This window comes from Paludibacter jiangxiensis, from assembly GCF_001618385.1.
Classification (GTDB): domain Bacteria; phylum Bacteroidota; class Bacteroidia; order Bacteroidales; family Paludibacteraceae; genus Microbacter; species Microbacter jiangxiensis.
On sequence record NZ_BDCR01000001.1, the window covers coordinates 1185280 to 1197936 of the forward strand.

Annotated in this window: 11 protein-coding genes and 1 pseudogene; 1 reads left to right on the top strand and 11 read right to left on the bottom strand. The window is 45.4% G+C overall.

Going from position 1 to position 12657, the window contains the following annotated elements:
* Nucleotides 1–162: 162 nt before the first annotated feature.
* From proC to PJIAN_RS04515, 6 genes and pseudogenes are all read right to left on the bottom strand, one after another.
* Complete coding sequence (gene proC, locus PJIAN_RS04490) at nucleotides 163–942, bottom strand: pyrroline-5-carboxylate reductase (RefSeq protein ID WP_068702399.1); 780 nt, start codon at nucleotides 940–942, stop codon at nucleotides 163–165.
* Between the two features lie 194 nt (nucleotides 943–1136).
* Nucleotides 1137–1610, bottom strand: a complete 474-nt coding sequence (locus PJIAN_RS04495) for a gliding motility lipoprotein GldH (protein ID WP_068702401.1) — start codon at nucleotides 1608–1610, stop codon at nucleotides 1137–1139.
* A 1-nt stretch (nucleotide 1611) separates the two neighbouring features.
* Nucleotides 1612–2751 (bottom strand): annotated as a pseudogene (locus tag PJIAN_RS04500) (PSP1 domain-containing protein); the annotation flags it as partial.
* 128 nt (nucleotides 2752–2879) lie between these two features.
* Complete coding sequence (locus PJIAN_RS04505) at nucleotides 2880–4004, bottom strand: DNA polymerase III subunit (protein ID WP_068702405.1); 1125 nt, start codon at nucleotides 4002–4004, stop codon at nucleotides 2880–2882.
* Nucleotides 4005–4079: 75 nt separating this feature from the next.
* Nucleotides 4080–5114, bottom strand: a complete 1035-nt coding sequence (locus PJIAN_RS04510) for a threonine aldolase family protein (RefSeq protein WP_068702407.1) — start codon at nucleotides 5112–5114, stop codon at nucleotides 4080–4082.
* Nucleotides 5115–5249: 135 nt separating this feature from the next.
* Nucleotides 5250–5585, bottom strand: a complete 336-nt coding sequence (locus tag PJIAN_RS04515; protein WP_068702753.1) for a DUF3276 family protein — start codon at nucleotides 5583–5585, stop codon at nucleotides 5250–5252.
* Nucleotides 5586–5762: 177 nt separating this feature from the next.
* Here PJIAN_RS04515 and PJIAN_RS04520 point away from each other — a divergent pair, with 177 nt between their 5' ends.
* Nucleotides 5763–6875 carry a universal stress protein gene (locus PJIAN_RS04520; protein WP_068702409.1) on the top strand — a complete coding sequence of 371 codons (1113 nt, stop codon included), beginning with the start codon at nucleotides 5763–5765 and terminating at the stop codon, nucleotides 6873–6875.
* 75 nt (nucleotides 6876–6950) lie between these two features.
* Here PJIAN_RS04520 and PJIAN_RS04525 read toward each other — a convergent pair whose 3' ends face one another.
* The 5 genes from PJIAN_RS04525 to PJIAN_RS04545 form a co-directional block, all read right to left on the bottom strand.
* Nucleotides 6951–9284 carry an ATP-dependent helicase gene (locus PJIAN_RS04525; protein ID WP_068702756.1) on the bottom strand — a complete coding sequence of 778 codons (2334 nt, stop codon included), beginning with the start codon at nucleotides 9282–9284 and terminating at the stop codon, nucleotides 6951–6953.
* A gap of 149 nt (nucleotides 9285–9433) precedes the next feature.
* Nucleotides 9434–9706, bottom strand: a complete 273-nt coding sequence (locus PJIAN_RS04530) for a TfoX/Sxy family protein (protein ID WP_068702411.1) — start codon at nucleotides 9704–9706, stop codon at nucleotides 9434–9436.
* A 138-nt stretch (nucleotides 9707–9844) separates the two neighbouring features.
* Complete coding sequence (gene tpiA, locus PJIAN_RS04535; RefSeq protein WP_068702413.1) at nucleotides 9845–10600, bottom strand: triose-phosphate isomerase; 756 nt, start codon at nucleotides 10598–10600, stop codon at nucleotides 9845–9847.
* Between the two features lie 43 nt (nucleotides 10601–10643).
* On the bottom strand, nucleotides 10644–11882 hold the full coding sequence (locus PJIAN_RS04540) for a BT_3928 family protein (RefSeq protein ID WP_068702414.1): 1239 nt from the start codon (nucleotides 11880–11882) through the stop codon (nucleotides 10644–10646).
* 1 nt (nucleotide 11883) lies between these two features.
* The gene (locus tag PJIAN_RS04545; protein WP_068702415.1) at nucleotides 11884–12432 is read right to left on the bottom strand and encodes a DUF1599 domain-containing protein; all 549 of its coding nucleotides are present in this window, start codon (nucleotides 12430–12432) and stop codon (nucleotides 11884–11886) included.
* Nucleotides 12433–12657: the final 225 nt, after the last annotated feature.

The following is a 12657-nucleotide window of genomic DNA, read 5'->3' on the forward strand; positions in this document are numbered from 1 at the left end:
GTCGCAAGAAAACTGATGAAATTATTAGTATCAGTTTTATACCTGTGACGAGTGTTTGGTGAATATATTTAGATTTAAATGGGAAAAGAGAACATGCAAGTTGCAAATGTTCTCTTTAGCGAAGATACTATAACTTTAGTCTAAAGTCAATATTTGGTATCTTTATATCAAGCTTGCTTTCAAACCTTTGATAACCGCATTGGTAAACCCTTCGGCTTCCATTGCATTGAGTCCTTTGATGGTAATACCACCGGGTGTGGTAACTTTGTCAATCTCCACTTCGGGATGCGAGTCGTTTTGCAAAATAAGCTGAGCTGCACCGATCAAAGTCTGTGCAACCATCTCTTTGGCCTGAGCTGCCGGAAATCCCATTTCGACACCTCCTTCGGTAGCTGCACGGATATAGCGCAGAGCGTAGGCAATCCCACACGATGTTAGAGATGTGGCTGCATTCATCAATGATTCAGGAATAAACAGCGTTTTGCCAAGTTTTTCAAAAATGGAACCGATAAGTTGATCTTGCTCGTCGTTTGTGTTTTGATTGGCAATCAGCGTCATGCTTTCGGCGATAGAAATAGCGGTGTTGGGGATAAGCCTGTAAATAGGATAACTGGCCTGAAGTCTTTCCAAGAGATGGTTGATGGTGACACCAGCCGCAATGGATACTATGATGGGACAGCGAGACTCGATGACCGGTTTGATAGTGTCAATCACAATATCGACTAACCATGGTTTTACGGCAATAAGCACGATGTCAGCTTTGGCTACCGCTTCGGCATTATCGGTAAATGTTGCATCGCAATAAGGGGCTATGGCAGCAAGTTTTTCCTGACTTATATCGGCAACTGCTACATGCAGGTTGTCTTCAGCTGATTTGTGGTTGAACAGACCCTGGGCGATCGCGCCACCCATATTGCCTGCTCCGATAATTGTAAGTTGCATGATATATGTAATTTGAGAATTTGAAGATGAAATATCTCTATCCCTGTTGCGTGTACTTAGAAGTGCCTCATGTTTCTTTGGGTTGGATATTTTATTCAATACAAAGGTCACAAAGATCTACTAAAACGACACAAATAGATAAGAGGTTCAACAGACGTTCCGTGCTTTTCTGATACGATCTGCCTTACTTCGGTCTACTTAGCTTTGTCTATCTCAATTCCAATGTCGGTTATTCCGGGCAAGAGATCGTCGCGCATACCATGACGAATAGCGAAAATATATTTGCCGGGCTTTGTGAATACCGTATTGGGTTTGAATAACACAGGCATATTGTAAACGGAACTTAGTCCGCTACCCAGCCATTTCCCTCTGTTGTCCGCCAGATAACATTCTATCGTGTCCTGCGTGGTCTTTCCATCGGGAGATGTCGTGGCAATAAACATCCAGAAGTTCTGGTAAGGGTAGGTGTTGTTGTGACGGATGTTAACCAGTACATTACAGGGAACTCCGGTTTCGGTGATGTTGACTGCAAACCGGGCAACACTGTCTTTGTTCCATCCGGCATCCGGGATGGATTTATAATCGCTGTAGACCGTATTGTGTGAACAGGCGGCAATCAGGAGTAAAAAAGCCGCAACCAACAGATAATTAATCTTCTTTTCCTGCATCCTGAGGACGATTTTTCTGACCATTGTCTTTGGATCTCGATTTATTTCTTCTTTTTTTGTTTTTGCTCTTATTCTGGTCGAAGCGGGTAAGGCTGTCTTGTCCCACCACATTCTGGAAGTCGATATTTTGTAACGGTTTGTCTGACAGTTTTTTCTCTTCCAGCGAATCGACTTTACCTCCTTTTCGGTTGATGGCGATAATTTCCTTAACTCTGTCGACCGAGAGAGTCACCAGATTGGCTGGAATGCCCGGTGCCGATGAATAGGCCATCTGGCGCTTGAATACATCTGTTTTGAAGTGGTAGAAAGTGCCGGTTTTGGTTTCGAGAGGAATTTCTTTTGAAGGGAAATCTTTCTGTGCATCTACATACACATCCATCTCGTAGTTGACACAGCATTTGAGTTTAGCACACTGTCCGGCCAGTTTTTGCGGGTTGGTGGAAAGATCCTGATAACGCGCTGCGCTGGTCGACACGGATACAAAACTACTCATCCAACCCGAGCAACACAGTTCGCGACCGCAGGGACCTATGCCTCCGATACGACCGGCTTCCTGACGTGCGCCGATTTGCCGCATCTCGATACGAATACTGAATTCTTCGGCCAATACCTTGATGAGTTGGCGGAAGTCGACACGTTCGTCGGCAATGTAGTAGAAAATTGCTTTGTTGCCATCGCCCTGATATTCCACGTCGCCAATCTTCATGTTGAGATGAAGGTTTTCGGCAATTTTACGCGCCTTGATCATGGTGGTATGTTCTTTGGCTTTGGCCTCTTCGTATTTTTCCATATCGACGGGGCGAGCCTTGCGATACACACGGCGAACCTCAACCTTTTGCGGGTTGACTCCGTTTTTACGCATCTGTAATTGTACCAGACGGCCGGTGAGCGTTACTTCGCCGATGTCGTGTCCCGGAGACGATTCCACGGCAACAACGTCTCCTTTTTCGAGTTTTAATTTGTTGCTGTTGAGGAAATATCCCTTGCGGGTATTTTTGAATTGCACTTCCACGAAGTCGCAATCGTCCTGTGTTTCGGGAAGATCGCAGAGCCAGTCGAAGACGCTGAGTTTTTGTCCGGAATTGCGGCAGCATCCTTTTTTATTCATTTTGCAACCGCCGTTATCTAATGTAAAATCCATTTGTTAAGTAGTCAGGTGTTAGTAGTCGGGAGCCGAAATGCAGGAAATTACCTGCTAATTTCTTCTTTTTTTCTCCGCTTTTGTAATCCAATAAACAATTTAATTGCCTGATTGAAAACGCAAAGTTACTATTTTTTTATCAATGAGACGATGAACTTCAATGATAAATCGAAAAAGACCATCTTGGCCTGCACGTTGCCTTCAATGTGTCGTTCGGCAATAGCCAGGTCGGTCATGATGCTTTCAATATTCCGCTCGTTGATAAATGGAGCAAATCGTTGAGAAAATGTCTCTTCGTTGTTATTCAGGTAATTGAGTTCTTCTTCGTGCAAATTGAGAATAAAATTCTCGCGTACCATTTTCTGAGCGTAGATGAAAAAGCTCTTTTGGCGCTCGCGCCCGATCTTTGACATCATCTCCGACCACTGCTTCATCTCTTTTACTTTTCGGGCATAAGCGGTTCGCATCAGAAAGATAAACTGTTCGAGATTAAACTGATTTTCATCACTCGACTCAATCATCTCTTCGGCCTTGCGATAATTACCATTGGCAATACGGGCTACATTGGCCGCCGATTCGGGAGTGAGCGAGAATTTTCTATGCAGCGCCTCTTCAAGTGATGCTCGTTCTATTTGCGGAATGTTGATGCGTTGTGTCCGTGATTGTATAGTGGTCAGCAACATATCCGGCATTTCTGAGACAAGAAGGAAAAGCGTCTTTTCTGGTGGTTCTTCCAGTATTTTTAGCAATTTATTCGCACAGGTGATGTTCATTTTCTCCGGTTGCCAGATAATCATCACTTTATACTCCGATTCGTATGTCTTTAAGTTGAGTTTGCGCAAGATTTCACCGCTTTCGGCTTCGTAAATCATCCCTTGCTTCCCGGAGCCTATACCATTGATCCACTCGTTGACAGTGCCATAGGGATGCTCCAGTACAAAGTTGCGGAATTCAGCAACGAAATCATCACAGACTACCGATTGTTTTCCTTCGGGCTTGATGATGGGGAACACAAAATGAAGATCGGGGTGAGCCAACTTGGCAAATTTCACGCAGGAGGGGCACGAACCGCAGGAATCGGTCGCCGTGCGGTGCTCGCAACAAACGTACTGAGCAAAAGCGATGGCCAATGGTAACTTGCCGATGCCTTCGCCACCGCACAACAGCAGTGCATGAGGAATACGTTGTTCCTGTACCGCCGCGATAAGGCGTTGTTTGATAGCCTCCTGTCCTATGATTGATGAGAAAAACAAAGCGAATTAATGATTAGTAATTAATAATGCAATCTGCCAAAAATGAGCATGATACAGCTGCTTGATAGATGAGCCTCAAAGCTTCATACCGTCACAAAGTTCTTTGATGAGTTTCACAAAGATACGGATTTCTTCTTCGGTTGTATCGAATGAACACATCCAGCGGGCTTCGCACGTCTGTTCATTCCACAGATAAAAAGGAAACTCTTTTTGTAATGGTTCCACAATGGCAGGTGGGATGAGGGCAAACACTCCATTGGCATTCGTCGGCTGTGTGATTTTCACCTGGGGAATGGTGCTTACTTCACGGGTTAGTAGTTGAGCCATGGCGTTGGAATGAGCAGCCATAGTGAGCCACAGGTTGTTTTCGAGCAGGGCAACAAATTGTGCGGAGATGAAACGCATTTTTGAAAAAAGCTGAGCCAGCTGCTTGCGTACAAACTGTGCATTGGCAACCAGATCTTTATTGAAGATAAGGACAGCTTCTCCGATCATCAGCCCGTTTTTGGTTCCCCCGAAACTCATAATGTCAACGCCGCAATCGACTGTTCCGGTTTTGGCGCTACATCCGAGTGCTGCCAGAGCATTGGCAATACGGGCACCGTCAAGATGAACATAAAGTCCGTTTTGATGTGCAAACCGGCACAAGGTCGTAAGTTCATTCAATGAATAAACTGTTCCCACTTCAGTACATTGAGTGATGGAAATTACCCGTGGTTGTGTGTGGTGAATATTGCCAAGGTCGGAGAGGAACGGAGCGATAAGCTCGGGAGTCAGTTTGCCATCAGGTGTATCAATCGCATGTAACTGGCAGCCGGTAGCTTTCATTAGCGCGCCGCATTCGTCAACGTTAATATGTGCCGTTTTTGCACAAAGAATGGAGTGAAATGATTGCACAGCGCATTGCAATGCCGTGATGTTGGCTCCGGTTCCGTTGAATACGAAAAGGACTTCTGTGTCCTGCCCAAATTGTTGTTTGAAAAGGTGTTCGGCTTTTGCCGTAAACGGATCGTTGCCGTAAGAAGAAACATGTGCCTGATTGGCTTCTGCTATTGCGTTGAGGATGTTCGGGTGGATGCCCGAATAATTATCACTTGCAAAACTTTTCATTCGTTGGTTTGTTGATATTTCAGGTATCTTCAAATCAACAAATCATAGAAGTTGATAACTGTTTATCCGCTTTTTGATCAAAGGTTTGCAGTCTTGTGATTTGAAGATTCCAATTGTTAAAGAAACTTGCGTTAATCAGTTGTCGTTGGCGTCTTCAGAAAAATCAGTTCCGGAAACAGCTTGCCCTCTGTTTTTTTCGTTGACAAAACCGATCACTTCTTCCAGTCCGTTGATAAATTTCACAAAATCTTCTTTGTAAAGAAATATTTTGTGCTTTTCGAAAGATACAACCTGAGCATTATCCATTCCTGAAATACGCTTTTTACTTTCTGTTATCGCAACGTAGTAATCTTCGTTACGACTCTGCTTAACGTCAATATAATAAATGCGTTTACCTGCTTTAATGGCCTTGGAAAACACAATGTCTTTCTCCTTATTTTCTCTGTCATCTCTATGTCTAAACTCACTCATTGGTTCCAGGTTAATTAAAGTGTAAAAATTGTTGCCAAAATTGGGAATAATTTTTGATTTTGTCAAGTATTAGACTCAAAAAGATTGGAAAATATTAGTTGTTGCCGGTCTCATAATCTTGTTTTTTGCATTATATTTGCAATATCGACGAAAGCATTAATTTTGTAAAATAGTGTTATGGAAACCAATTATGTAACAGTGGCCATTCATACCTACGAACGTGCACAGGTGCTCAAAACCCTGCTCGAACGGGTGGGGATAGAAGCGCATTTGCACCGGGTGAGTGAAGATCATCCTCAGGTGGCTGCGGGTGTCAGAGTCAGAATTAAAGAAAAAGATCTGGCTCATGCGCTGCAGGTGATTGAGGAGATGGAAACCGCACACAGAAGCGGTGTGGATATATTGAATAAACCGCAATCTCCGGTGGTAATGATACCGGTTGACTTTTCGGATTATTCGATTCGTGCCTGCGAATTTGGATTTCGCATGGCTAAACTGCTGAATGCGAAGGTTGTTGTGCTGCATGCTTACTACAGTCCGGTGTTTTCGATAGCACAACTTACCGAGACTCTGTCGTATGATATTTATGAAAATGAGGCGGTGAGACAGATTATCAAGAAGGCGGAAGGAGATCTGGAGAATCTGGCAAACCTTCTGAAACGCAAAATGCAGAAGAGCGAATTGCCATCCGTTTCGTTTACCTGCGAGCTGAAGGAAGGAGTTCCTGAAGATGCTATTCTTTCGTACGTGAAAGAGCGTGAGCCTTCTTTGGTTGTGATGGGGACAAGAGGAAAGGATCAGAAAGAGGCCGATCTGATTGGCAGTGTGACGGCTGAAATCATTGACCGTTGCCGGGTGCCGGTTTTGGCTGTTCCCGAAAATGTCTCTTTGTTTGATGGCGATGGCGTGTACAATGTTGCTTTTGCCAGCGGCTTCGATCAGAAAGATTTACTGGCTTTCGATAAGATGATGCAGTTTTTGAAACCTTTCAAAATTAAAGTATTCCTGACTCATATACAGTCCCACAAGGAAAAGAACTTCAATCAGGAACAGCTGAAAGGAATTACCGATTATTTTACCAAGAACTATCCAAACCTTGATTTTGAGTTCTTATCAATTAAAGACGATAATCTGTTGTCCGAATTACAGGCTGTTGTTGAAGAAAAGAGAATCGGCCTGATTTCATTGAATTCACGGAAGCGGAGTTTGTTCACACACCTTTTCAACCCTAGTGTGGCACACAAAATGATTTTTCATACCGACACCCCAATGTTGGTGTTCCACTCCTAAGAGAGACGAGAGATCGTGAGAAAGTGAGGTGGTGAGTAATCATCCATCTCACTTTCTCGCAGCCTCGCAATCTCACTATCTATTTATTACTTCCAATTTTGCATATTTCAGCAGCAATGCCCGTGTGCCGTTGGTTCCGAAGTCGACGGTGGCTTTGTTGTTGCCATCCACGTTTTCAATATTGACAACCTGCCCGATGCCGAACTTTTCATGCCGAACCGTGTTGCCGACGGCTATCCCTCCTGCCGATTGAACGGCTTGAGTTGTTGATCCTCCTGACGAGTTGCTTAATTTCTTCCACTTATTGGTTTCGTGCGAACCGACATTGGTCGATGCCGGTTGCGGACGGTTGTAAGCGGTTGGCGAGCTGAACAGCTCCCGTTCCTGATCGATGCTGCGTTCCTGACGGCGACCGTACATCGTTTTATAATCGATGGGTAGGTCGAGGTATTGCTGGTCGATGTCGCCCAGAAAGCGACTTGGATTTTGAAAATTGAGTTGGCCGTTGCGGAAGCGGCTTTTGGCGTAACTGATAAAGCATTGCTCTTCGGCGCGGGTAATAGCTACGTAGAACAGGCGACGTTCCTCTTCCACTTCACTTTCGCTGTCTACATACCCCGACGGAAACAATCCCTCTTCCATTCCAACGATAAATACATTGCGGAACTCGAGCCCTTTTGCAGAGTGGATGGTCATCATGGTGAGCTTCTCGGCATCTTCGTCGTTCGTGTTGTCCTGATCGGTCAACAATGATACTTCCGACATAAACGAAACCAGTCCGATTTCGGTTTCGCCTTCGTTAACGCGCTGTTCGCAGAATTCGTGCATGCCACTTACCAACTCCTGCAGGTTCTCCTGTTTGCTGAGGTTCTCGGGTGAAGTGTCGACACTGACATCGGCCATGATGCCTGCTCCTTTGACCACTTCCTGTGCCATCTCGTAAGCATCCAATTGTGGCGATTTTTCGATGAACGAGAAGATCAGTTCGCGGAATTTAGAAAGCTTGCCGGCAGTTCCCGCGTTGACTCCAAGGTTGAACTGCAACGGATCGCTCAACACTTCCCACATGGAGACATGATGCAGATGCGCGCAATCGGAAATCTTGCCGACGGTTGTATCCCCGATACCGCGTGCCGGATAGTTGATGACGCGTTTTAGTGCCTCTTCGTCGTACGGGTTGATGACTAACCGGAAATAGGCCAACACATCTTTGATCTCTTTGCGTTGGTAGAACGACAGTCCGCCGTAAATTTTATAGGGGATATTGCGTTTGCGTAGCGCCTCTTCGAAGATACGCGACTGAGCATTGGTGCGGTATAGAATAGCAAAATCGCTAAACGGATGGTGCTGGGTCAGGTGAATTTCCGAAACCTTGTTGGCGATATTAAAGCCCTCCTCAGTATCGGTCATGGCGCTGAATACCTGAATGCGTTGGCCTTTGGCATTTTCGGAAAAAACGTTCTTCTGAATTTGTGTTTTGTTTTTCTGAATCAGGCTGTTAGCAGCCGCTACGATGTTTTGGGTGGAACGGTAATTCTGCTCTAGCTTGAACAGTTTGCTATCCGGGAAATGATTTTTGAATTTCAGAATGTTGTCGATGTTTGCCCCGCGGAACGAATAGATGCTCTGGGCATCGTCGCCCACCACCGAAATGCGTTGGTGCTGTTCGGCAAGGCGCTTTACGATGAGGTGCTGCGCGAAGTTAGTATCCTGATACTCATCCACCAAAATAAACGCAAAGCGTTGCCTGTAATTGTTCAGTACATCGGGGTAGTCACGGAAGAGAATGTTGGTATAAAGCAACAAATCATCGAAATCCATGGCATTGGCCTGACGGCAGCGTGAAGCATACAGCGCGTAAATATCGCCGGTACGAGGAATGCGTGCGGCACTGTCGGCTTTGTACAAATCGCCGTTGCTTTGGTATTTATCGGCGGTAAGCAGGTTGTTTTTGGCAAATGAGATGCGACCGTGAATCACTGCCGGTTTGTAAACCTTGTCGTCGAGCTGCAATTCCTTGATAATGGTTTTGAGCAGGCTTTTGGAATCAGCTGTGTCGTAGATGGTAAACCCCGACGTGAACCCGAGTTTCTCGGCTTCGGCACGCAACATGCGCGAAAAGATGGAGTGGAACGTGCCCATCCAGAGCCATTTGGCCTTGTCGCGACCTACCAGCGTGGCAATACGCTCTTTCATTTCGCGAGCGGCCTTGTTGGTAAAAGTGAGCGCAAGAATAGACGAGGGGTGCAGACCGCTCAACAGCAGGTATGCTATTTTATACGTCAACACACGGGTTTTGCCCGAGCCGGCACCGGCGATAACTAACGAAGGTCCTTCGTTGTAGGCAACCGCCTGCCGCTGGCTTTCATTGAGATGCGATAGAAGTTCTTCTAACTGATTCACGTTGATGATTACCAATTAAATGACAATAATAAATTCTCAAACAAAAAGGAGAGATGTAAATCTGATTTTACCATTAAGAGATTAAGGAATAAAGATGCTTGCTAAACTTCTTCATGCCTTAATGGTAGATGGTGTTTTTATTATTGGCAGTAAGTTTATTCCGATAAATTCTTTTGAGACAATTGATGAAAACGTTTCAGGTCGGCTTTAACCTCTTCGGGTAGATCGTATTTGCGGATGCCGCGAATTGCACCTTCGAGCGCCATCAGTTCGTGAAGGCATGCTCCGCTATCTACCGTCTGTAAACGGAGGAACGCCTGTTTGCTGCCGAGTGCCCGGAGCTCTTCCGGTGTGGAGATGCCCACTTCGTTGAGTTTGTCAGCCACTACTTTGCCGATATTCACCTGTTTAGCAAGTTCGTTTTCCATACGGTAAAGGTAGAAAAAAAGACGCGAAGCTACAAAGCGAACCTTGTATCTCCGCGCCCAATTAATTTCAAATTTCAAGATTCCTTATTCTAAGATTTCAAGACTGGAACCTGGAATTTTGGAACTAGAAATGTTGTCTCAAAATGCGTCGATAATTGCAACGAAATCGGCAGCTTTCAATGAAGCACCGCCGATCAGACCACCGTCGATGTCAGGTTGAGCGAACAGTTCAGGAGCGTTTTTAGCGTTGCAGCTACCACCGTAAAGGATAGAGGTGTTGTCTGCGATTTCCTGACCGAATTTTTCAGCGATGATGCTACGGATAAATTTCAGCATATCCTGAGCTTGTTCTGTAGAAGCTGTTACGCCGGTGCCGATAGCCCAGATAGGTTCGTAAGCGATAACCAGTTTCTTAAAGTCTTCAGCGCTGAGGTTGAAGATGGTTTCTTCCAACTGATTTTTTACGAATTCGTTTTGTTTGTTAGCGTTACGAATGTCGAGTGCTTCGCCGCAGCAGTAGATCGGAGTCAGACCGTTAGCCAAAGCCAAAGCAACCTTGTCGTTCAGGATGGCGCTGGTTTCGTTGTAATATTCGCGACGTTCTGAGTGGCCGAGGATTACGTATTCAGCACCGGTAGATTTTACCATAGCTGCACTTACTTCACCGGTATAAGCACCCGATTCTTTGTTGGCACAGTTTTGAGCAGCAACGCCGATTTTTTTTGTGTCTACGGTTGCAGCAACAGCTGCGAGGTGGATAAACGGAGTGCCGATTACTACGTCGCAGTTAGGAGTTTTTGGTGCTAAAACTTCGTTCAATTCTTTGGCCAAAGCCAAGCCTTCTTGCAGGGTTTTGTTCATTTTCCAGTTACCTGCTACAATGTTCTTTCTCATTTCTAAATGTATTTATTTGATGGATGGAAATTAAAAATCTCTCTTATATCTGAAATCGTTTTATAAGGATTTGCCGCAAGACGATAAATGCGGTCGTATATGCAATGGCCACAGCCATAACCAGCAACCACGATGGAATAGACGGCATTTCATCTTTCGGATTATTGCTCAATGGCTTGTCGAACGAAGGTAACCAGCCGTTAGGCCAGTGATTAATTACTGTTCCGTTGTGCAACAGAATTAAACCCGGATTGGAACGAATAGTCGTTTTAAGCATGATTGGATCGGCATTGCAAACCTCTGCTTTCAATCCTGTTTTCTTTACGAAGTCATCCACATCACTCCCCGTTGAGGCCGTTAAACAGTAGAACGGATAGTTGTTCTTCTTGGCATAGTCTGCAATGGTGTTGATCTTTTCGAAACGGTCGGTTGCGGCTTTGTTCAGGTCGTACGCCACCAGCAGGAAAGAATAGCCTTTATTGCCCAGTACGATGTCAGTGATTTCTCCATTTGTCGGACTCTGAATCGAAAAGTCATGAATGGGTGGTTTGTATCCTTCTTTGACCAAAACAGTCTTCTGATCAACGAACTTCCATGCGCTATCGTTGGCGGGATAGTTGTTAAGCGTAAACTCTTTCTTTGCCCCGTTTTTCGCGTAAATAAACGTGGTGGTATATTCGTCTTTGGGAGCCCCATCAGGGATTTTCATTCCTTCGGGAATGTTGGCTCCGATCTTGTAAGGCCGGAAATCGACCATTGGCAGGTAGTGGTAGTTGAAGTGCGACAAAGTCATCACGCTGAAGAACGAAAAGGCTACCAGTATCCATTCCGACAGCGGCCGGAGAGTGGTCGTGTGATGTTTGCGCAACACAATGATTCCGATAATCATTGCCAGCAGTACGATATTTTTGTAGAACGTAGCTTTGTTGCTGATGACCAACGCATCGCCAAAACAGCCGCAGTCGTGCACGGGATTGGCTTTGTAGATCCAAGCCGTGAGTCCAGTCATGAAGAGCATAAAGAGCAGGGCGACCCACGAAGTTTCCTTCAGGCGGATACCGGCAATGATGTTCAGGCCGATTACCATTTCTAGGGCAGAGAGCAGTACGGACAGCACCAGAGCGAATGCGCTGAGGCTTTCGAGACCCATGGCGACAAAGTAGTCCTGAAATTTGTAGGAGCCACCCAGCGGATCGATGGCTTTGACAAAGCCCGAAAAGACAAACACTGCGCCGAAGAGCCAGCGTAGAATTCGAAGTGTATTTTTTTGTAGAGAATTCATGTTATTGTTCTCCTTCAAAATCAATTTTAATCAACGCAAAGATGGCATAATTTACCATGTCGGAGTAGTTGGCATCAATTCCTTCAGAGATCAGCGTTTCTCCGTTGTTCGACTCGATCTGCTTGGTGCGGTTGAGCTTTTGCAGAATGATGTCGGTGTACGAGCTGACCCGCATTAGTCGCCATGCTTCGCCGTAATCGTGGTTCTTGGCCATCATCAGCGTTTTGGTCTGCTGAATATATTTGTCGTAAAGCGCCAAAGCCTCCTCGGGCGAAAGGTCGGGTTGGTCGGCATAACCCAGCGCAAGCTGAATCAATCCGATGACACCGTAGTTGACGATGGCAATCCATTCGCCGCGCGTTCCTTCGTCCACCATTGCCTCCTTCTTGGTTTCGAGGCTGCGGATACGATTGGCTTTGATATATATCTGGTCGGTAACCGAAGAGGGTCGCATGATGCGCCACGAAGTACCGTAGTCGGTCAGCTTCTTGGCAAAAATATCGCGACAGGTTTTGATAACGGAGTCAAATTGCTGCTCGGTTGTTGTCATACAAGGCGGGATTTATTTCCGGAACCACAGAGCAAGAGCTTCTCTTTTGCACGTGTGGGTCGTGTAAACGGTTGAAATATAATTGTTTCTCAAAACAATGATTCGACACCAAAGGTAGGTATTTTTTTTGAGATTAGGGAGGGTATATCATAAGGCTGTACTTGATAGTAATAGAAAAATTTGTAGGTATTAGAGACAGGAAATAGAGGTAGAACTGGTTAAACA